The organism is Pseudomonas syringae pv. coryli str. NCPPB 4273 (assembly GCF_000972175.1).
Classification (GTDB): domain Bacteria; phylum Pseudomonadota; class Gammaproteobacteria; order Pseudomonadales; family Pseudomonadaceae; genus Aquipseudomonas; species Aquipseudomonas syringae.
The window spans coordinates 123094-144691 of record NZ_AWQP01000005.1; the positions used below are offsets into that span (position 1 = coordinate 123094).

Annotated in this window: 16 protein-coding genes; 6 read left to right on the top strand and 10 right to left on the bottom strand. The window is 61.5% G+C overall.

Going from position 1 to position 21598, the window contains the following annotated elements:
• Nucleotides 1–30 precede the first annotated feature (30 nt).
• Nucleotides 31–879 (bottom strand): carboxylating nicotinate-nucleotide diphosphorylase, encoded by an 849-nt coding sequence (nadC, locus tag P406_RS04685; protein ID WP_003414876.1) that lies wholly within the window; start codon nt 877–879, stop codon nt 31–33.
• A gap of 354 nt (nt 880–1233) precedes the next feature.
• On the opposite strand from nadC, the gene P406_RS04690 reads away from it, so the two are divergent.
• The 3 genes from P406_RS04690 (at nt 1234) to ampE (ending at nt 5087) form a co-directional block, all read left to right on the top strand.
• A complete protein-coding gene (locus tag P406_RS04690; protein WP_046235482.1) occupies nt 1234–3489 on the top strand; it encodes a DUF1631 domain-containing protein in 2256 nt (751 codons plus the stop codon).
• 197 nt (nt 3490–3686) lie between these two features.
• Complete coding sequence (gene ampD / locus P406_RS04695; RefSeq protein ID WP_046235483.1) at nt 3687–4235, top strand: 1,6-anhydro-N-acetylmuramyl-L-alanine amidase AmpD; 549 nt, start codon at nt 3687–3689, stop codon at nt 4233–4235.
• A 15-nt stretch (nt 4236–4250) separates the two neighbouring features.
• Nucleotides 4251–5087, top strand: a complete 837-nt coding sequence (gene ampE / locus P406_RS04700; RefSeq protein ID WP_046235484.1) for a regulatory signaling modulator protein AmpE — start codon at nt 4251–4253, stop codon at nt 5085–5087.
• Between the two features lie 21 nt (nt 5088–5108).
• On the opposite strand, the gene P406_RS04705 is transcribed toward ampE, so the two are convergent.
• Together P406_RS04705 and cra are read right to left on the bottom strand one after the other, a co-directional pair.
• Nucleotides 5109–5909: a TatD family hydrolase gene (locus P406_RS04705; RefSeq protein WP_046235485.1), complete on the bottom strand. Its 801-nt coding sequence runs from the start codon at nt 5907–5909 to the stop codon at nt 5109–5111.
• Nucleotides 5906–6901, bottom strand: a complete 996-nt coding sequence (cra, locus tag P406_RS04710) for a catabolite repressor/activator (RefSeq protein ID WP_004409969.1) — start codon at nt 6899–6901, stop codon at nt 5906–5908. The genes P406_RS04705 and cra overlap by 4 nt, the downstream gene beginning before the upstream one ends.
• A 354-nt stretch (nt 6902–7255) precedes the next feature.
• Here cra and ptsP point away from each other — a divergent pair, with 354 nt between their 5' ends.
• The 3 genes from ptsP to P406_RS04725 are packed head-to-tail and all read left to right on the top strand — an operon-like array spanning nt 7256 to nt 12822.
• Nucleotides 7256–10126: a phosphoenolpyruvate--protein phosphotransferase gene (ptsP, locus tag P406_RS04715; protein ID WP_046235486.1), complete on the top strand. Its 2871-nt coding sequence runs from the start codon at nt 7256–7258 to the stop codon at nt 10124–10126.
• Nucleotides 10126–11067: a 1-phosphofructokinase gene (gene pfkB / locus P406_RS04720; protein ID WP_003392655.1), complete on the top strand. Its 942-nt coding sequence runs from the start codon at nt 10126–10128 to the stop codon at nt 11065–11067. Before ptsP ends, pfkB begins: the two co-directional genes overlap by 1 nt.
• A gap of 12 nt (nt 11068–11079) precedes the next feature.
• Nucleotides 11080–12822, top strand: coding sequence for a PTS fructose-like transporter subunit IIB (locus P406_RS04725; RefSeq protein WP_024960633.1), 1743 nt, complete (start codon nt 11080–11082; stop codon nt 12820–12822).
• 39 nt (nt 12823–12861) lie between these two features.
• Here P406_RS04725 and P406_RS04730 read toward each other — a convergent pair whose 3' ends face one another.
• The 7 genes from P406_RS04730 to P406_RS04760 all read right to left on the bottom strand — a co-directional run bounded on the left by P406_RS04730 (nt 12862) and on the right by P406_RS04760 (nt 21095).
• The gene (locus P406_RS04730) at nt 12862–14040 is read right to left on the bottom strand and encodes an acetyl-CoA C-acetyltransferase (protein WP_046235495.1); all 1179 of its coding nucleotides are present in this window, start codon (nt 14038–14040) and stop codon (nt 12862–12864) included.
• A 107-nt stretch (nt 14041–14147) separates the two neighbouring features.
• Nucleotides 14148–15014 carry an oxygenase MpaB family protein gene (locus P406_RS04735; protein ID WP_046235487.1) on the bottom strand — a complete coding sequence of 289 codons (867 nt, stop codon included), beginning with the start codon at nt 15012–15014 and terminating at the stop codon, nt 14148–14150.
• A 383-nt stretch (nt 15015–15397) separates the two neighbouring features.
• The gene (gene pgi, locus P406_RS04740; RefSeq protein WP_004409985.1) at nt 15398–17062 is read right to left on the bottom strand and encodes a glucose-6-phosphate isomerase; all 1665 of its coding nucleotides are present in this window, start codon (nt 17060–17062) and stop codon (nt 15398–15400) included.
• Nucleotides 17063–17315: 253 nt separating this feature from the next.
• Complete coding sequence (panC, locus tag P406_RS04745) at nt 17316–18167, bottom strand: pantoate--beta-alanine ligase (protein ID WP_046235488.1); 852 nt, start codon at nt 18165–18167, stop codon at nt 17316–17318.
• Nucleotides 18164–18964, bottom strand: coding sequence for a 3-methyl-2-oxobutanoate hydroxymethyltransferase (panB, locus tag P406_RS04750; protein WP_004409996.1), 801 nt, complete (start codon nt 18962–18964; stop codon nt 18164–18166). The genes panC and panB overlap by 4 nt, the downstream gene beginning before the upstream one ends.
• Nucleotides 18965–19192: 228 nt before the next feature.
• Nucleotides 19193–19699: a 2-amino-4-hydroxy-6-hydroxymethyldihydropteridine diphosphokinase gene (gene folK, locus P406_RS04755; RefSeq protein ID WP_046235489.1), complete on the bottom strand. Its 507-nt coding sequence runs from the start codon at nt 19697–19699 to the stop codon at nt 19193–19195.
• Nucleotides 19692–21095: a polynucleotide adenylyltransferase PcnB gene (locus P406_RS04760; RefSeq protein ID WP_003345072.1), complete on the bottom strand. Its 1404-nt coding sequence runs from the start codon at nt 21093–21095 to the stop codon at nt 19692–19694. Before P406_RS04760 ends, folK begins: the two co-directional genes overlap by 8 nt.
• Nucleotides 21096–21598: the final 503 nt, after the last annotated feature.

Genomic DNA, 21598 nt, shown 5'->3' on the forward strand with positions numbered 1-21598 from the left:
GAATAGTGACAGTTGGCTGTGCGCGATGCGTCAGAGGCTCAGGCGCATGGACAGGTCCACGGCCTTCACATCCTTGGTCATCGCACCGATGGAAATGTAATCGACACCCGTTTCGGCAATCACCCGCAGGGTATCGTCGTTGATGCCGCCGCTGGCCTCCAGACTGGCACGGCCTGCGGTGAGGCGCACGGCCTCGCGCATGTCATCAAGGCTCAATTCATCGAGCATGATGATGTCGGCGCCTGCGTCCAGCGCCTGCTTGAGTTCACCCAGGCTCTCCACCTCCACTTCCACAGGCTTGCCGGGTGCAATCCGGTGCGCCGCTTCCACTGCCTGGGCGATGCCACCACAGGCTGCGATATGGTTTTCCTTGATCAGAAACGCGTCGTAAAGCCCGATGCGGTGGTTATGACAGCCGCCGCAGGTGACCGCGTATTTCTGCGCCATGCGCAGGCCCGGCAGAGTCTTGCGGGTATCCAGCAGTTTGACCTGAGTGCCTGCGACCATGTCTGCGAAATACTGGGCACGCGTGGCCACTCCCGAGAGCATCTGCAGGAAATTGAGCGCGCTGCGTTCGCCGGTCAACAGGGAGCGGGCCGGGCCTTCAAGGTGAAACAGCGCCTGATTAGGGCTGACGCGATCGCCATCGGTCACTTGCCAGTGCACGGCAACGCGCGGGTCCAGTTGCCGGAAGACCGTATCGACCCAGGCAGTGCCCGCGATCACCGCTGCATCGCGGGAAATGATGGTGGCCTTGGCCAGCCGCTCTGCCGGAATCAATTGGGCGGTGATATCGCCGCTGCCGACATCCTCCAGCAATGCGCGACGCACATTGGCCTCGATCTCGGCGGTCAGGTCGGCAATTCGTAAGTTCGGCATGGCGGGCTCCAGTAGCAAAGTCGTTCGAGTATAAGGCACCGCATCCCGCTTACCCACCTGCGCCAATGCCAAGGTGTTACCTCTGGGAACATGCAGTTGGTCGGTTTGGCAAATTCCTTTGCGATGGAAAGCGAATATCGCGGTCTATCGCTGCACATGAATGCCTTGCCACTTCCTTCGCGAGAGTGAAAGAAAAGTCTCACTGGCGCTGATGACAAGTTTTGAAAGATAATCCGACTTGTAATTGACGCCATGAGTTTGACGTTGCGCGAGGCCAAGAGGGTCGCTTCACAGTGCGAGGGTAACAAGCCACGTTTGTGATGGGGTTCAGGTTGTTTCCTGTCAGGGGGTGTAATGCCGAACGACGAAAAAGTAGTGCCGTTGAGCAAATCGTTCCCTTTGCAGGGAGCGGGTACGCCTTTGGCCCGGTTACCTGTTGTGTTGTTGCAGGTTCGCGACAAGGCGGCCCAGCAGCTCAAGGATGCATTGCAGGCGTTGTTCGATAACGCCGACGATACGCTGTTCGAAATGGCTGACCGCGCCCGCAGCAACACTGAGCAGAACATCTTTTTTGAAGCCATGCGTGACCTGCGCCTCAAGCGCAAAAGCATAGAACGGGGTTTCCTCGACAAGTTCTATGAGTCTTTTCTGGTCCTGGGCCAGTATCAGATCCAGGAGCCAGCGCTTCCGCCCGCAGTGTCCTTCGACAAGCTGTCGCTGGTGCACAACGATGATCTCGAGAAGACCGTGGCCGTGGATGCCATGGTCAGCAAGGTCATGAGCCGTGACGCCCTAGCCCTGGGCCAGCTCACTGCACGCCTGAACGTTCTCATTCCTCAAGCCATTGCCGAAGATTCCAACCCGCTGGGGCCGGCGATGCTCTGCAGATTCTTTCTGGAGGCCGGGCGCAGCCTTGGCGTCGAGATCAAGGTCAAACTGATCATTCTCAAGCTGTTCGAGAAGTACGTCCTGGCCAATACGGACGATCTGTACAGCGAAGCCAATCAACTGCTGATCGCCACCGGTGTATTGCCGGATATGAAAGCGCTGCCGGCTCGCCGCTCATCTGACCGGGCGGCGCCCAGAAGCCGCGCCGCCGAGATGTCCGACCCCGCCCTGAATGAAGCCGCCGACAAGCTCGACAAGGGTGTGCAGGAGGTTTTCTCGGCCTTGCAGGAACTGCTGCTGCACGTGCGCGGCCACCTCGCGCCGCGTCATGAGCCCAACGCCGAAGTGCGTCCGATTTCCAGCCGGGACCTGCTGCGCCTGCTGTCTCACCTGCAGCAATATGTGCCCTCGCAAGACACTGCAGACGATTTCGACCTGCGCAACCAGCTGGAGCAGCTGCTGACGCGGGTCAACGTCAAGACCGGCAAATCCAGAATCGTCGGTGTTGGTGACGAAGATGTCATCAACCTGATCGCCATGCTCTTCGAGTTCATTCTCGATGACCGCAACCTGACGCCGTCATTGCGTGCTCTGATCGGGCGCCTGCAGATTCCGATGCTCAAAGTGGCGGTCATCGACAAAAGTTTCTTTAGCCGCGGCAGTCATCCTGCCCGTCGCCTGCTTAACGAAATTGCTACTGCCGCATTGGGCTGGGGTGGCCGCGACGACTATCAGCGCGACTCGCTGTATCAGCGCGTCGAGCAGATCGTGCAGCGCCTGCTCAATGATTTTGTCGATGACCCGGCGATCTTTTCTGAATTGCTGGCCGACTTTCTGGCCTTCACCAGTGACGAGCGTCGCCGCAGCGAGCTGCTTGAGCAGCGTACCCGCGATGCCGAAGAGGGTCGCGCCCGTGCCGAACTGGCCCGGCAGCAGGTGCAGCACGAGCTGAATCAGCGCCTGCTGGGCAAAACCTTGCCCGAGGTTGTTGTGCGGCTGTTGCAGGAGGCCTGGAGCAAGGTCCTGCTGTTGACCTGTCTCAAGCATGGCGAAGAGTCCAGCGAGTGGCAGGCCGGGCTGGAGACCATGGACGAGTTGATCTGGAGCGTCGAGCTGCACGACGACCCGCAGGCCCTGCAGCGCTTGCTGGAGCTGGTTCCAGGACTGCTCAAGTCGCTGCGTGACGGTTTGACCAGCGCCGCGTTCGATCCGTTTGCCACCAGCGAATTCTTCAGCCAGCTGGAGTCGCTGCATGTCCAGGCGTTCCAGCACTTCTCACGCTTGCAGGAAGGCGAGGGCGACGCTGCGCAAGGTGATTCGGCGCAGGCAGATGGCCAGGCCGTCGAAGGCCCGCCGATGATGGCGGTGATTGAAGAAATCGTACTGATCACCCCTGAAGAGCAGATGCTCAATGAGCCGGTGGTCCAGTTACCTGATGACGACGCAGGCCTGCAGATGGTCGACAAACTGCGGGTCGGTTGCTGGGTCGAGATTCAGGAAGATGAAGAGCACAAGCTGCGTTGCAAGTTGACTGCGATTGTCGAGCCGACCGGGCGTTATGTGTTCGTCAATCGGACCGGCATGAAGGTTCTGGAAAAGACCCGCACCGGCCTTGCCGTCGAATTTCGTCGTGGCGCGGTACGTATTCTCGACGACGCGCTGCTCTTCGATCGGGCTCTTGAGTCCGTCATCAGCAACCTGCGCAAGCTCAAGGGCGCCTGACTGGCGGCGGTGCCTGTCGTCAGGCACACGTTTGACCAAGGTGCCGACGCCCGCGTCGGCAGGCAGTCCGCGCCGCTGCGGGTCTTTGCTGTCTACAGCGTGTTTCCTGCATCGCGGATCCGTAGCCAGGCTCCCACATTAGCTCCTGTCACGGGCATAATCAGCGCTACCTATTTCTCCCCGTTCAAGGAGCATTCATGCAACTGGACTCCGCAAGCGGCTGGTGCGACGGCGTGCAGCATTGCCCCTCGCCCAACTTCAATGCGCGACCCGAAAGCGAAATCTCGCTGCTGGTGATTCACAACATCAGCCTGCCGCCAGCACAGTTCAAGACCGGCAAGGTACAGGCTTTCTTTCAGAACCAGCTCGACATCGACGAGCATCCCTACTTTGTGGGGATTGCCGATCTGCGCGTTTCAGCGCATTTTCTGATTGAACGTGATGGCGAGGTCGTTCAGTTCGTCTCTTGTCTTGATCGTGCGTGGCACGCCGGTGTTTCCAGTTTTCAGGGCCGCGAAGGGTGCAATGACTTTTCTGTCGGCATCGAACTGGAGGGGACGGATGACCAGCCTTTCACCGAAGCGCAATACGACGCGCTGATCGACCTGACGCGACAGTTGCGTCAGGCGTTCGAGGCGATCACCCCCGAGCGTATCTGTGGCCACAGTGACGTGGCGCCGGGACGCAAGACTGATCCTGGGCCCTGTTTTGACTGGGCCAGGTTTCGAGCGGCTTTGCTGGATTGATGTGAGGGACGAACAATGAGTTTTCTGGTGCTACTGCTGGCCGTTCTTATCGAAAAATTTTCTGCTCTGCGTCAGCGCGTTCAGCGTGACGGGCCGTGGCTGAAAGAACTGGCAAAACTCGAGGCCAGCCCGCGGACCTCGACACGTCCCTGGGTAATGCTGGCGCTGCTGGTGCTTGTGCCCGTGCTGATCCTGCAACTGGCGCTGACCATTATCGGCTCGGTGGCCTATGGCTGGCTGGTTCTGCCCATTCACCTACTGGTGTTGATCTACAGCCTTGGCCGGGTTGACCTGATTGCGGTGCTCGGGCCGTTTCGCGATGCCTGCCGACGTGGCGATGCGCAGGCTGCGGTGCACGTGGCCGAGCGCGACATGGGCGTGGAGGCGGACAACAGCGAGCAATTGCTGCAGGGTGTGCAGGGCTACCTGCTCTGGCAGGCGTTTCAGAGTTTCTTCGCCGTGATTTTCTGGTACTTCGTACTCGGTCCGGTGGCTGCGCTGGCCTACAGGCTATTGGCCCTTGCTGTCGAGCACGGCAAGACACCCGCACTGGTGGAGCGCGCAGGGCAGTTGCGCCATGCCTTCGACTGGGTGCCGGTCAGGTTGCTCGCCGCCAGCTTCGCATTGGTCGGCAATTTTGTGGCGGTCACCCGGGTGATGCTGCATGAGCTGTTGAACTGGAACATCAGTGCTGCGCAACTGATTACGCGCGTCGGCTGCGCCGCCAGCGAGGTTCCGCCGCCGATGATGGGTGCCCAAGGTGTTACCGGCCTCGACATGCTCTGGGAACTGCTGGTACGTGCCGCGGTGGTCTGGTACGCAGGGTTCGCCCTGTGGACCCTTCTACTCTGATCCGGTCCTTGTCACATCGACTCAGGTGAGCGACAGGCGAGGCCAGTCGAACAGTTCGCAGGCATTGTCCGTGCTCGCCTGGGCCAGGCGCTCGGGGCTGATCTTCATCAGCCCCGCAAGGGCCTCGCAAATGTCGGGCAAATGCTGCGGGCTGTTGCGCTGATAGGGGTGCATGGCGGGCGCCATGTCCGGTGAGTCGGTTTCCAGCACCACGCTGTCCAGCGGCAGTTCGGCGATGACCCGATGCATGCGCAGCGCCTGCGGCCAGGTTGCGGCTCCGCCCAGGCCCAGTTTGAACCCCAGCCTGATGTATTCACGCGCCTCTTCGCGGCTGCCGGCAAACGCATGAATGATGCCGCTGCGCTTTGGCTTGTGGCGCTTGAGCGTCGCGATCACATCGGCATGGCTGCGGCGCACGTGCAGCAAGACGGGCAGGTTAAAGTCGTTCGCCAGCTGCAATTGCGCGTCGAAGAGCGCCTGCTGACGCGCCTTGTCCGGCTGCTCGACGTAATAATCCAGACCGATCTCACCCACTGCACACAGCTGCGGATGGCCTTTCAGGCGCGTCAGCCAGTCGCCCAGCTCGGTCAGGTGTGCTGTGCGGTGCTCATCGATGTACACCGGATGCATGCCGAACGCTGCGTACAGGGATGGGTTGGCCTCGGTCAGCTCCCAGAGCCGCTGCCAGTTACGCTGATACACCCCGAGCACCACCATGCGCTGCACACCGAGCGCCAGGCAGTTTTCCAGCACCTGAGCGCGGTCGGCATCGAAATCCGGAAAATCCAGGTGGGTGTGGGTATCGATCAGCGTCACCTTCATGCCTCGTGAATACGTTGCTTGAAGGCCCTGGCAATAGCGTGCACGCCGGGCTGGTAATCATCCTTTTCGATAGCGGCCAGCGCCAATTGCAGGGCCTTGTCGGCGATCAACTGGTGTTGCTGGGCCATGGCGTTGACTGGTAGCGGCAAGAAGTCGAGCAATTGCGTATCGCCGAAGGTACCCAGATGCAGTGGGGTCGATTGCAGTGCCTGACTTTGCAGCACATCGAACACGCCTTGCAGCAGCACGTAGGAGGTGGTGATCAACGCGTCCGGAAAATGTCCCTGGCGCTGTAGCATCCCGGTCATCAAACGCTGGCCACACTGGCGGCTGAACGCTTCGCCATGCTCGACGATGGTGGCTCCGGTAAACCCGTCGAGTGCATGTTCGAAGCCAGCGGCGCGCGCGCGACTGATGCTCAGCTCAGGACGTGCGCCGATCAGGGCGATGTGGCGCGGTCGGGTTTGCAGGAGGCTATGGGTCAGTTGCAGGCAGGCGTCATGGTCGTCGCTGACCACCGAGCAGAAAAACTCGGGATTCATTTCCCGGTCGATGGCGATGATCGGCGTGCCCTTGAGCTGCAATTCGCGGTAGCTGTCGTCACCGGGTGGCAGGCAGCTGGCGACCAGCAACGCATCGCAACGGCGTGCGCGGAACAGCTGCAAAAGCTGCAGCTCGCTGGCGGGGTCGTCATCTGAGCTGGCGATCAGCAGTTGATAGCCGAGGCTGCGCGCGCCTTGCTCGAGCAATTTGGCGATGCGCGCATAGCTGGGGTTTTCCAGGTCGGGCAGGATGAAGCCCAGTGTCTTGCTATGACGGCTGCGCAGGCCCGCCGCTTGCGGGTTGGGTCGGAAGTCGTGCTGCTCGACCACGGCTTTGACACGCTCGACCGTTGCCGGGCTGATGCGCTGTTTTTCGGCCTTGCCATTGATGACGTAACTGGCCGTCGTGACAGAAACACCTGCCAGACGTGCAATATCGCTCAGTTTCACCCCGGAATTTCCTTTTATTAGGTACGCGGCTCAGGACAATCGAGTTATTTTTTTCATGGCGCTGATCTTTACACCAGACCGTAGGAAATTCCCAAGTACTTCACGTATTTTGGGAATTGTCCCACAGTGATCGGATCGACTGGGCTTCAATGAATCCCCAGAATCGAGTAACGTGCCGGGCAATTCTAGATTAAACGATTCAGCACGCCTGTTGTCTGCTGCAATCGAGATGAAAGTGATGTCCGATACGATGCTCGGACAGATATCACCTTCATCCCCCTAAGCTGTCGATCACACGATCGCCATTAAAACAAGAATCAGGTGGCGCCTTGGCGCTGCACAGGAGTCAAGGCAATGCTCGAACTCACTCTGGAGCAAATATCCATGGCCCAGTCGGCTGTGGATAAAACTGCCGCACTTAAGCTGATTGCCGACCACCTGGTCGCTGATGGTCTGGTTGCCGAGGGCTACCTCACCGGGCTGATGAACCGTGAGCAGCAAGGCTCGACCTTCCTCGGTCAGGGCATCGCCATCCCACACGGTACACCCGAAACCCGCGACCTGGTGTTTACCACCGGTGTGCGCCTGATGCAGTTCCCCGAAGGGGTGGACTGGGGCGACGGACAAATGGTTTACCTGGCGATTGGTATCGCTGCCAAATCCGACGAGCACTTGCGCCTGCTGCAACTGCTGACTCGCGCATTGGGTGAAGAGGATCTTGGCCAGGCGCTGCGCGAAGCGAAGACCCCGGAAGACCTGCTCAAGCTATTGCAAGGTGCTCCGCAGGAACTGGCGCTCGACGCACAGATGATCAGCCTCGGCGTATCGGCCGACGATTTTGAAGAACTGGTCTGGCGCGGCGCACGTCTGTTGCGCAAGGCCGACTGCGTGAGTAACGGCTTTGCCGCCGTGCTCCAGCAAGTGGAAGCGTTGTCGCTGGGTGATGGCCTGTGGTGGCTGCACAGCGAGCAAACCGTCAAGCGCCCCGGTCTGGCGTTCGTTACCCCCGACAAACCCATGCGCTATCTGGGCCAGCCGCTGACCGGTCTGTTCTGTCTGGCCAGCCTCGGTGAGGCGCATCAGGCGCTGCTCGAGCGTCTGTGCCTGTTGCTGATCGAAGGCCGTGGCCACGAGTTGGGGCACGCCACCAACAGTCGCGCCGTGCTCGAAGCGCTGGGTGGCGAACTGCCAGCCGAGTGGCCGACCCGGCAGATTCAGCTGGCCAACGCCCATGGCTTGCACGCCCGCCCGGCGAAAATACTGGCGCAGCTGGCCAAGGAGTTTGACGGCGAGATCCGCATGCGCGTGCTGGAAACCGGCGAAGCCGCCGTGTCGGCCAAGAGCCTGAGCAAGCTGCTCAGCCTCGGCGCCCGTCGTGGTCAGACGCTGGAATTCATTGCCGAGCCGACCATCGCCGACGATGCACTGCCAGCCCTGATCGCCGCCGTGGAGCAAGGCCTGGGCGAGGAAGTCGAACCCTTGCCCGCCGTCTCGCAGACCGAGGCTGCGCCAGCACCGGCCCCGGCTGCTGCCAAACCGCTTAGTGCTCCGCCAGCCGGTAGTGTGTTGCAGGCTGTGTCTGCTTCACCGGGGATTGCCATGGGGCCGGCCCACGTCCAAGTGCTGCAAAGCTTCGATTATCCCCAGCGGGGTGAGTCGGTGGCTGCCGAGCGCGAGCGCCTGCACAAGGCGATCGGCGAGGTGCGCAGCGATATCGAAAATCTCATTCAGCGCAGCAAGTCCAAGGCCATCCGGGAAATCTTCATCACCCACCAGGAGATGCTCGAAGACCCGGAACTGACCAACGAAGTCGAGGCGCGCCTCAACAACGACGAAAGCGCGGCTGCTGCGTGGGCTACGGTTATCGAGACCGCTGCCGTTCAGCAGGAACAACTGCAGGACGCACTGCTGGCCGAGCGCGCCGCAGACCTGCGTGACGTCGGTCGCCGCGTACTGGCGCAGATATGTGGCGTCGAAACCGTTGCGGCCCCGGACGAACCCTACATTCTGGTGATGGATGAAGTCGGCCCGTCCGACGTAGCCCGTCTCGACCCGGCGCAGGTCGCCGGTATTCTTACCGCACGCGGCGGTGCCACCGCGCACAGCGCCATCGTGGCGCGTGCGCTGGGCATTCCTGCACTGGTAGGGGCTGGTGATGAAGTGTTGCTGCTCAAGCCGGGCACCTTACTGCTGCTCGACAGCCAGCGCGGACGGCTGACCGTCGCGCCTGACGAGGCGACTCTGCAGCGCGCAGTTCAGGACCGTGACGCGCGTGAGCAACGTCTCAAGGCGGCCGCCGAAGCGCGCATGGAGCCCGCTGTGACACGCGATGGTCATGCTGTCGAAGTCTTCGCCAATATCGGCGACAGCACCGGCACACCGGCCGCCGTGGAGCAGGGCGCGGAAGGCGTCGGCCTGCTGCGCACCGAGCTGCTGTTCATGGCGCATTCCCAGGCGCCGGATGAAGCCACGCAGGAAGCTGAATACCGCCGCGTGCTGACCGATCTGGGCGGGCGTCCGCTGGTGGTGCGTACGCTGGACGTCGGTGGCGACAAGCCGCTGCCTTACTGGCCGATCGCCAAAGAGGAAAACCCGTTCCTCGGCGTGCGCGGTATCCGTCTTACCCTGCAGCGCCCTGACGTCATGGAAAGCCAGCTGCGCGCGCTGTTGCGTTCGGCAGACAGCGGCCCGCTGCGCATCATGTTCCCGATGATCGGCACGCTTGAAGAGTGGCGTCAGGCGCGGGACATGACCCAGCGCCTGCGCGAGGAAATTCCGGTCAGTGACCTGCAACTGGGGATCATGATCGAGGTGCCATCGGCGGCGCTGATCGCCCCGGTGCTGGCGAAGGAAGTGGACTTCTTCAGTATCGGCACCAATGACCTGACGCAATACACCATGGCCATCGACCGCGGCCACCCGACACTGTCGGCCCAGGCTGACGGCCTGCACCCGTCGGTGCTGCAACTGATCGACATGACCGTACGTGCTGCGCATGCTAACGGCAAATGGGTGGGTGTATGCGGCGAACTGGCTGCAGACCCGCTGGCGGTGCCGATTCTGGTCGGTCTGGGCGTGGATGAATTGAGTGTTTCGGCGCGCAGCATTGGCGAGGTCAAGGCCTGCGTACGTGAACTGACCCTGAGCAGCGCTCAGCAACTGGCGCAAAATGCGCTGACGGCGGGCAGCGCCGCCGAAGTCCGCGCGCTTGTGGAGGCTGTGTAATGGCGAAGATTCTTACCCTGACCATGAACCCGGCGCTGGACCTGACTGTGCAGTTGGGGCAGTTGGAGCTGGGCCAGGTCAACCGCAGCACGGCGATGCTCACTCACGCCGCGGGCAAAGGCCTGAATGTGGCCCAGGTGCTGGCTGATCTGGGCCATGACCTGACCGTTGCCGGCTTTCTTGGCGTCGACAATCAGCAAGCGTTCGAAGCGTTGTTCGAGCGTCGTCAGTTCGTCGACGAGTTTGTCCGGGTGCCGGGCGAAACGCGCAGCAATATCAAGCTGGCCGAAGGCAGTGGCCGCATCACCGATTTGAACGGCCCGGGGCCTCAAGTCAGTGAAGAGGCGCAGCACGCGCTGTTCACCCGCGTCGAACAGATCGCACAGGGTTTCGACGTGGTGGTCGTGGCGGGCAGCCTGCCGCGCGGCGTCACCCCGGAGTGGCTGCAAAAACTGCTGGTGATGCTCAAGGACCTCGGTCTGAAAGTGGCGCTGGACAGCAGTGGTCTGGCCTTGCGTGCCGGTCTGAAGGCCGGGCCCTGGCTGATCAAACCCAATACCGAAGAGCTGGCTGATGCGCTTGACGCACCGATCATCTCCATCGCTGCGCAAGCCGAGGCGGCTGCGCGTCTGCAGGCGCAGGGCATCGAGCATGTGGTGATCTCTCAAGGCTCCGAAGGCGTGCACTGGTTCAGCCCGAGCGTGGCGCTGCACTCACTGCCGCCCAAGGTCACCGTGGCCAGTACGGTCGGTGCGGGTGACTCGCTGCTGGCAGGCATGGTGCACGGCTTGATCACCGGTCAAGAGCCGCACAAGACCCTGCGCACTGCCACAGCGATTGCCGCCATGGCGGTGACCCAGATCGGTTTCGGTATTACCGATGCCGCGCAACTCAAACGGCTTGAAGGCGGCGTCACTGTACGCAGCCTTTCAGAACAATAAGAGAGGATCGTCATGAAGTTAGCCATAGTTACGGCCTGCCCGAGCGGCAAGGTCAGCAGCGTACTCAGCGCACGATTGCTCGAAGCGGCGGCCCTGCGCCAAGGCTGGGAAACCAGCGTCGAAATCATCGATCACAACAAGGCCGATCAACAGTTGTCCGCCCAGGACATCGAAGCCGCCGATCTTGTTCTGGTGGTCAATACCGGTCCTGTGGACTTGAGCCGCTTTGTCGGCAAGCGCCTGTTTCAGGATTCGCCTGCGCATGCGTTGCAGGATGTCGACAGCTTTCTGCAGCGTGCCGAGCGAGAGGCGCAGGTGCATGTGGCGTCCGAAGCCGCGGCGCCTCAGGCAAGCGGCGGCACCGGCGCGCAACCGCGCATCGTTGCGATCACGGCCTGCCCGACCGGTGTAGCGCATACGTTCATGGCGGCCGAAGCGATCCAGCAGGCTGCCAAGCGTCTGAATTACGACCTGCAAGTCGAAACCCAAGGCTCGGTAGGCGCGCGCAACCCGCTCAGCGCCAAGGCCATCGCCGATGCCGACGTGGTGCTGCTGGCGGCGGATATCGAGGTCAACACCGACCGCTTTGCCGGCAAGAAGATCTACCGTTGCGGCACCGGGATCGCGCTCAAGCAGTCCGAAGCCACCCTGAAAAAAGCCTTGGCGGAAGGGCAGGTGGAATCCGATGAGGCCGCCGCCAAGTCACCTGCCAGACAAGAGAAGGCGGGCGTCTACAAACACCTGCTGACCGGCGTGTCGTTCATGCTGCCGATGGTCGTGGCGGGCGGGCTGTTGATCGCTCTTTCCTTCGTGTTCGGTATCACCGCGTTCAAAGAGCCGGGCACGCTGGCTGCGGCACTGATGCAGATCGGTGGGGAAGCGGCATTCAAACTGATGGTGCCGTTGCTGGCCGGTTACATCGCCTATTCGATTGCTGACCGTCCGGGGCTGGCACCCGGCATGATCGGTGGTCTGTTGGCGAGTACGCTGGGTGCCGGGTTCATTGGCGGTATCGTCGCAGGCTTCCTGGCCGGTTACAGTGCTGCCGCGATTAACCGCTACGCACGTCTGCCGGCCAGCGTCGAAGCGCTCAAGCCGATTCTGATCATCCCGCTGCTGTCGAGCCTGTTCACCGGTCTGGTGATGATCTACGTGGTCGGCAAGCCGGTTGCCGGGATGCTCGAAGCGTTGACGCACTTCCTCGACAGCATGGGCACCACCAACGCGATTCTGCTAGGCGTGGTGCTGGGCGCAATGATGTGCGTCGACCTCGGTGGGCCGATCAACAAGGCGTCCTATGCGTTCTCGGTCGGTTTGCTGGCGTCCCAGAGCTACGCGCCGATGGCCACCGCCATGGCTGCCGGTATGGTGCCGCCCATCGGTATGGGCATCGCCACGATCCTGGCTCGCCGCAAGTTCGCCCAGAGCGAGCGTGAGGCAGGCAAGGCGGCGTTCGTGCTGGGGCTGTGCTTCATCTCGGAAGGTGCCATTCCCTTCGCTGCCAAGGACCCGTTGCGGGTGATTCCGGCCAGTGTTGTGGGTGGCGCGCTGACCGGTGCGTTGTCGATGTACTTCGGCTGCAAGCTGATGGCACCGCATGGTGGTCTGTTCGTGATGCTGATCCCCAACGCGATCAACCATGCGCTGCTTTATCTGCTGGCGATCATCGCCGGCAGTGTCCTGACCGGCGTGATCTACGCGTTGATCAAGCGTCCGGAGCCCGCTGACATGGAAGTGGCGCCCGCAGCCGCCTGATGACGCAAGGCGCGGGCTGTCCCGCGCCTTCTTCCTGCTCTAGCGTTCGAGTGCCAGAGCAACCCCCTGACCACCACCGATGCACAGCGTGGCCAGGCCCTTCTTCACATCGCGCCTGATCATTTCGTGCAGCAGTGTCACCAGCACGCGGCAGCCCGACGCGCCAATCGGGTGACCAAGGGCGATAGCGCCACCATTCACGTTGAGCTTTTTCGGATCCAGTCCCAACTCCTTGCCCACCGACAGGGACTGTGCGGCGAAGGCTTCGTTGGCTTCGATCAGGTCCAGATCGGCCAGCGACCAGCCAGCCTTGTCCAGGCAGCGATGTGTAGCACTGACCGGCCCGATGCCCATGATGGCCGGGTCGACACCCGCGTTGGCATAGGCGGCGATGCGCGCCAGCACCGGCAAGCCCAGTTGCTCTGCTTTGGCGGCACTCATCAGCATCACGGCGGCAGCCCCGTCGTTCAGCGATGAAGCATTGCCGGCGGTGACCGTGCCGTCCTTTTTGAAGGCGGGCTTGAGCTTGGCCAGGGTCTCGGCGGTGGTACCGGCTCGGGGCTGCTCGTCTGTTGCAAAGGACAGCGGATCACCCTTGCGTTGCGGGATCAGGATCGGGGTGATCTCATCGACGAAGCGTCCGGCTTCAATCGCAGCCGTCGCCTTTTGCTGAGACAAGGCGGCAAACTCATCCTGGGCTTCACGGCTGATGTCGTACTGCTGCGCGAGGTTCTCGGCGGTGATGCCCATGTGGTAATCATTGAATGCATCCCACAGGCCGTCAGTGATCATCGTATCGACCATGCTGGCGTGGCCCATGCGCAATCCGGTGCGTGCGCCCGGCAGCACGTAGTTGGACAGGCTCATGTTTTCCTGACCGCCGGCGATGATGATCTCGGCGTCGCCGCAACGAATCGCCTGGGTCGCCAGGTGCAGGGCCTTGAGGCCGGAGCCGCAGACCTTGTTCAGGGTCAGGGCCGGTACCGAGAAGGGCAGGCCGGCCTTGATGGCTGCCTGCCGCGCAGGGTTCTGACCAGCGCCTGCGGTCAGCACCTGACCCATGATGACTTCATCGACCTGCGCGCCATCCACGCCGGTGCGGGCAAGCAGTTGACGAATGACCGCTGCGCCGAGGTCGACTGCGGCGACAGAGGCCAGTGAGCCCTGAAAGCTGCCCACGGCGGTACGGGTGGCGGCGACGATAACGACGTCGTGCATGGTGCTGATCCTCATTGTTATTGAGTGCTCATGGTGGCACAGATAGGCAGGCAGGTTCCAACCGTGAACCGCCCGGTCACGGTTTGCCGAAAACCGTCATGCCTCGTTCAAACGTCCATGCGGCGTCTGGCACGTTGCGCCGATCCGTCGCGCACGGCCCAGCGCAGAATGGGCGCAGTACTGTTGACGCCCAGGCGGATCATCCGGTGTTTGAAGGGGCTTTGCGTGACGTCGAGCATGTCGCTGGCCCAGTCTGGCAGCAGCTCGATACCGGCGCGCATCATCAACACGCCAAACGGCTTGGCCAGCCAGTTGGGTGCGGGGGCATCGAGCAGCAGGCGCATTACTTCGCGGCTGCGCGCGTCACACACCAGTTGGCCGCGAATGTCTGCCAGGTAGTCAGCAATGGCCTGACGTGAGCGCGGAACGTTGCGCGCGCCGAGTCGCTCGGCCACCAGCGCTGTTTCAGCGTAGTACGCGTCCTGAGCGGCGAGCGGCATGTCCGGGTTCAGATAGCGCACATGCGCTGCGAGAAAGCTGCTGACTTCAGCCACATGCACCCAGGTCAGCAAATCCGGATCGCTGGCGGCATACGGCCGGCCATCGGGCGCGGTGCCTACGATGTTCAGGTGAATGTTGCGGACCTTGTCGATCAGCCAGTTGGCATCGCGCGTGGAGCCGTAGGTGGTGCCGGACAGAAACTGCCCGGTACGCCGCAGGCGGCCGAGCATGTCCTGACGAAAGTTGGAGTGGTCCCAGATGCCTGCCAGCGCCAGCGGGTGCAGCGCCTGCAGCATCAATGCACTGATGCCACCGACCAGCATGCTGGTGAAATCGCCATGCACCTCCCAGCACACCGCCTGAGGGCCAAACAGACCCGGGTCGCCCTTGGGGCTTTCCAGATCCAGTTGACCCAGGGCCAGGCCGGTAAGGCTGATGACCTGGTTTTCGATGCGGGTGCGGATGAATTCCATGTCAAGCTCGGGCACCGGGGAGGGAAGTACGGCAAAGAGACTTTTGTGGTAACGGACCGTGCGACCCTTCGCTTGCTTGCGAAAGGGCCGGTACATCCGCTAAAGATGTATCACTCGAAATAAAGCTTTCGCGAACAAGTTCGCTCCTACAAGGAGAGCGTACATCCGCTGATGATGTACAGGGCTTCTGCCCGCAGGGCGTGGGAGCGAACTTGTTCGCGAAAGGGCCCTGTGCAGCCGCAGAAGTTTCTGCGTCTGACATAACGCCTTCGCGAACAAGGCGGATCGCCGCCCCGGTCGCTCCTACAAAAGCTCCGTTTCCCCTACTCATCAAGACTTCTGCGTAACGCTGAGCGCAGAGCGTGGCAACGAGAGGGAAACAATCAGCCGCGGTGACGGCCGCGGAAGTAGTTGATCAGGCCTTGGGTCGATGCATCGTCAGCCGGCTCTTCGGTGCCGCCGGTCAGGCGCTGGTACACCGCCTTGCCCATTTCCTTGCCCAGCTCCACACCCCATTGGTCAAAGGCGTTGGTGCCCCAGATCACGCTCTGTACAAACACCTTGTGTTCATACATGGCCACCAGCGCGCCAAGACGACGCGGGCTGATGCGCTCGACCACCAGCGTGTTGCTCGGACGGTTGCCGGGGATGACCTTGTGCGGTGCCAGCTTCTGCACCTCTTGCTCGTCCATACCTTTCTCGCGCAGCTCGGCTTCGGCTTCTGCACGGGTCTTGCCCATCATCAGTGCCTGGCTCTGCGACAGGCAGTTGGCGTACAGCCACTGGTGGTGGTCGGCAACCGGATTGAAGCTGACGATCGGCACAATGAAATCGGCCGGAATCATCTGCGTGCCCTGGTGCAGCAACTGGTGATAAGCGTGCTGACCATTGGCACCCACGCCGCCCCAGATCACCGGTCCGGTGTCGGTCGACGTCGGCGTACCGTCCTGACGGACGCTCTTGCCGTTGGATTCCATGTCCAGTTGTTGCAAGTGCTTGGTGATGTTACGCAGGTAATGATCGTACGGCAGGATCGCGTGGCTTTGTGCGCCCCAGAAATTGCCGTACCAGACGCCCAGCAAGCCCAGCAATACCGGCATGTTCTGTTCGAACGGCGCGCTCTGGAAATGCTGGTCCATGGTGTAGGCACCGGACAGCAGCTCCTTGAAGTTGGACATGCCGATGGCCAGCGCGATAGGCAGACCGATGGCCGACCACAGCGAATAGCGACCGCCGACCCAGTCCCACATCGGGAAGATGTTTTCTTCACGGATGCCGAAGGCCACGGCCGCTGCGTTGTTGCTGGACACCGCGATGAAGTGGCGATGCAGTTCGACTTCCGAGCCGCCCTGCGCCAAGTACCAGGCACGTGCAGCCTGCGCGTTTTTCAGGGTTTCCAGCGTGTTGAAGGATTTCGACGAGACGATGAACAGCGTGGTCTCGGCACGAATCTTCATCGACAGCTCATGGAACTCGCTGCCGTCGATGTTGGCCAGGTAATGGCAGCGGACACCTTTGTGCGCGTAGGCCACCAGCGCTTCGGAGACCAGCTCCGGGCCGAGGAACGAGCCGCCGATGCCGATGTTCACCACGTCGGTGATCGGTTTTTCGGTGTAACCGCGCCACAGGCCGTCATGGATGCGGCCGACCAGTTCGGTCATCTGATTGAGTACGCGGTGTACGTCCGGCATCACATCGACGCCGTTGACTTTCAATTTGTCGCCGACCGGGCGGCGCAGAGCGGTGTGCAGGGCAGGGCGGCCTTCGGATGAGTTGACCAGCTCGCCGTCATACTGAGCCTTGATCGCATCTTTGAGGCCCACTTCGCCCGCCAGGCTGACCAACAGGTCGCGGGTCTCGGTGGTGATCAGGTTTTTGGAGTAATCGAGAAACAGGCCAGCGCTGCTGAGAGTGAATTGGCTGAAGCGCTGCGGGTCGGTGTTGAACGCTTCGCGCATGCTGAAGTTCTGCATGGCCTGGCGGTGTTTGTTCAACGCTTGCCAGGCGGGCAGAGCGGTCACATCGGAAGGAGTGCGGTAGTACGCCATCGCTGCGGGTTTCCTTTAACTGGTTCTGTCTTTGGATATTCTTGGAGCGAGGTCGCAAGCTTTCTCACGGGCTACACATCGCAGACTACCCTTCGCGTACCTGTTTGTCTGCGCCTCGCCTTACATGACCCCGGTACTTTTTCGCACACAGGCAACCGGGGTTTTGTCTCGAATACTGCCGGTTGTGGTTCAGGCAACCTGTACCGGTATGGCATTACCGGTGTGTCTTAGTTCATTGCCAGCGCACATCCTGTCAGCTTCTGGTCAGGTGCAGGTTGTCGATCAAGCGGGTTTTGCCCAGAAATGCCGCTGCGAGGATGACCAGGTCGCGATTGTCGGCAGTCGTCGCACGCAGGCTGGTGGCATCGCGTATCTCCAGGTAGTCGATACGAAAACCGACAGCCTCCAGTTGCTGTTTCTTGCTCGCCAGCAGCGCGTCGAAATCCTGCTCGCCGGCCTTGATCGCGTCGGCGATCTGGCGGATCGCCTGATACAGCGCGGGTGCAGCGGCGCGCTGAGCGTCGTTCAGATAACCGTTGCGCGAGGACAGCGCCAGGCCGTCGTCGGCACGTACCGTCGGTTCGCCGATGATCTGGATCGGCATGTTCAGATCACGGACCATGGCCCGGATCACAGCCAGTTGCTGGAAGTCTTTCTCACCAAAGATCGCCAGGTCAGGCTGCACCATGTTGAACAGCTTGCTGACCACGGTGGCGACACCTTCGAAATGGCCGGGACGGCTGGCGCCACACAGGCCTTGCGACAGGTGCGGCACGCTGACCAGTGTCTGGTCGGCCATGCCGTGCGGGTAGATTTCTTCGACGCTTGGGGTGAACAGCAGGTTGCAACCGGCCTGCAGGAGTTTTTCCTGATCGGCAGCCAGCGTGCGAGGGTAGGTGGCCAGGTCTTCGTTGGGGCCGAACTGCAGCGGATTGACGAAAATAGTGGCGACCACGAAATCGGCACGCTGCGCCGCCTTGGTGACCAGCGCGGCGTGGCCGCTGTGCAGGTTGCCCATCGTCGGGGTCAGCGCGATCCGCTTGCCTTCGCTGCGTGCCCGCGCAACAGCGGCGCGCAGGTCCTGTACGGTTTTTACTGTGTTCATGCCGAGAATCCGTGTTCAGTGGCCGGAAAGCTGACGTCTTTGACTGCGGCCACGTAGGCCTGGATAGCCGACTGGATATCGGGCTGACCGGTCATGAAATTTTTCACGAACTTGGGCACGCGTCCGGTGATGGACAGGCCGAGCATGTCGTGCAGCACCAGGACCTGACCATCAGTGGCGCTGCCGGCGCCAATGCCGATGACCGGGACCTTCACCGCCTGGGTGATTTCCTCGGCCAGTTCGCTGGGCACGCACTCCAGCAGAATCATCGCTGCGCCCGCCTGTTCCAGTGCGATGGCATCGGCGCGCATCTGCCGCGCCTGCGCCTCCAGCCGGCCCTGAACCTTGTAGCCGCCCAGCACGTTGACGGCCTGTGGAGTCAGGCCCATGTGCGCGCACACCGGAATGCCGCGCTCGGCCAGCAAACGGATCGACTCGGCCAGCCAGGCAGCGCCTTCGACCTTGATCATGTGCGCGCCTGCCTGCATCAGCGTCGCGCTGTTGATCAGGGTCTGCTCCAGCGTCGCGTTGGCCATGAACGGCAGGTCGGCGAGAATCATCGCGCCCTGGTTGCCGCGTTTCACACACGCAACGTGGTACGCCGTTTCAGCCGTGGTAACAGGCAGGGTGCTGTCGTGACCCTGCAGGACCATGCCCAGCGAGTCGCCTATCAGCAGCACTTCGACACCCGCTTGAGAGGCCGTGTGGGCGAAGGTTGCGTCGTAGCAGGTCAGCATGGTGATTTTTTCACCTTTCTGCTTCATGGCCAGCAGCGACGTAACGGTTATGTTCGGCATGTAAAGTCCTCCATCAGGCGCTGTGAAGACGGGTGCTCAGCGCGTGAGAGTCATCCTGGAAAAGCAGGCACACCGTCGTGTCGCGGTGTTTTGCAAAGGCCTGTTTCGCGCCCGTTCGCCTGTGGTGTGGCGGCGGGAGGCCTATCTTCGTGAGGAGGGGGCGTGAAGTCAATTGAAGGTGTTACCTGTGCGTCGGAGCGGTTACACCGGCGCGGTGACAGACAGGCTTCATGCCTCGGCGGGCAGACGCTCAAGACCTGTGAACGGGCATTCATCGAGCAGACGATTCAGTGGGCGGCCGTCGGCCAGTGTCAGCCCCGGAGCCAGCTCTGCCAGCGGGTACAGCACGAAGGCCCGGGCCTGCATGTGGTAATGCGGCACCTTGAGGCGTGGCTCGTCGATCAGACGGTCGCCGAACAGCAGGATATCGAGGTCCAGCGTGCGTGGCCCCCAGCGCTCGTGGCGTTCGCGGCCCTGGTCCAGCTCGATGGCCTGTAGCGCATCAAGCAGCGTCAGGGGCGCCAGAGCGGTGTCGATTGCCGCAACGGCATTGGTGAAGCGCGGTTGGCCGGGCAGTAGCGAGTCGCTGATATAGAAGGACGACACACCGCTCAACTGACAATCGGGCAATTGCGCAATGGCCTTGAGGGCGCTGCGCAATTGCTCGGCCGGGGCAGCCAGGTTGCTGCCCAGACCGATGTACACGCGTTCAGTGGCCAACAGCGGTTCATTCACCGCTTTGCGCCTCGCCCGTGGTGCGCTTGCGTTTGGCACCGCTGTTACGACGACGCTTGCGCGGGGCTGTGCCCGCCGCTTCAGGCTTGTTGCTCAGGTCGCGAATCATGTCGCGGCGTTCGCTGTCGTTGCAGTCCTGATAATCGGTCCACCACTGGCCCAGACCATCGGTCTGCTCGCCCGCAGTTTCACGCAACAGCAGGAAGTCGTAGCCGGCGCGGAACCGCGAGTTGTCGAGCAGCAGGTCGGCGCGCTTGCCCGAACGGCGCGGCAGGCGCTCCTGCATGTCCCAGATCTCGCGGATCGGCAGCGTGAAGCGCTTGGGAATCGCGATGCGCTGGCACTGCTCGATGATCAGTTCGTGAGCGGCTTCCTGCATGGCTGCGATCGGCGGCATGCCGCGTTCCTGAGCACGCAGCACCTTGGCCGGCAGCGCAGGCCAGAGCAGGGCAGCGAACAGGAACGCCGGTGTGACCGGTTTGTTCTGCTTGATGCGCAGGTCGGTATTGATCAACGCATTGCTGATCAGCGTATGGGTGTAGGTCGGGTTGTATTCCAGGGCCTTGGAGCTGGCCGGGAACAACGGTTCGAACAGTTCCAGGTCCACCAGCATTTCAAAGGTGGGGGCGGCGTGCCCGGAGAGGAACAGTTTGAGCACTTCCTCGAACAGGCGTGCCGATGGAATGTCACGCAGCATCGGCGCCAGTGCGCGGATCGGTTGAGCGCTGTGCTTCTCGATGCCGAAGTCCAGCTTGGCCGCGAACCGCACGGCACGCAGCATGCGCACCGGGTCTTCTTTATAACGCTGTTCCGGATCGCCGATCAGGCGGATCAGGCGGTTACGGATGTCGTGCACGCCGTTGGCGTAATCCAGAACGCGCTCGCTGACCGGGTCGTAGTAAAGCGCGTTGATCGTGAAGTCGCGACGCTGGGCGTCTTCTTCAAGCGTGCCGTATACGTTGTCACGCAGGATGCGTCCGCTTTCATTGCGCGAGGACTGGTTGCTGTCCTCTTCTTCGTCATCCTGAGGATGATTGGCGCGGAACGTCGCCACTTCGATGATTTCGCGACCGAAATGGATGTGCACCAGCTTGAACCGGCGGCCGATGATCCGCGCGTTGCGGAATTCGGCACGCACCTGTTCGGGCGTGGCGCTGGTGGCGACGTCGAAATCCTTGGGCGTGATATTGAGCATCATGTCGCGTACGCAGCCGCCGACCAGATAGGCCTGGTAGCCGGCATTCTGCAGGCGCTCGACGATATTCACGGCATAGCGGCTGAACTGACTGCGTTGCAGCGAATGTTGGCTGCTGTTGAGCACTTCAGGCGTGGTGCGCGTATGTTGCTGCGGTTTGCGCAGTGGGGAACGAAATGACTGGAACAACTTCTTCAGCATGGGATGCACTGTTTGAAGGAATATTCGGCCAAAAACGTGGAATGACCGCATGATGGGCGGGGATTCTAGCATTTAGTCGAGTGATGGTGTAGGAAGCTGTCGCGGAAGGGTAAACGATGGCGCGGATCAAGGCGGGGAAGCTACTGGGGGAGCCGAAGCTCCCCCAAAGTGTGTGCTCTTTATTATTGTTTTCTGCCTGGGCTTCTTGTTTTTGTTGAGTGCCCATTCACGAGACTTGCGTCTGTGAAACCTCCCAGTCGGGAGTCAAGAGCAAACGGATTGCTTTGGTCGCTGCGTTGCAATGATCATTCGATCCAACCAGTTCAGGCGCTACCTAAGGGTAGTTTTTGTTGTTCTCGGCCTGGTTGCGGGGCAAGCCCCAAATACAACTCCTCTCCAAAAGAATCAGTTAGCTGCGCCTCCGCCGTGTTGTTCTTGTTATGCGTGAGTCGATTCGTATTGTTTTTATTGTGGGTGTCGTACTGCTTGTTGTTCTTCTTGTA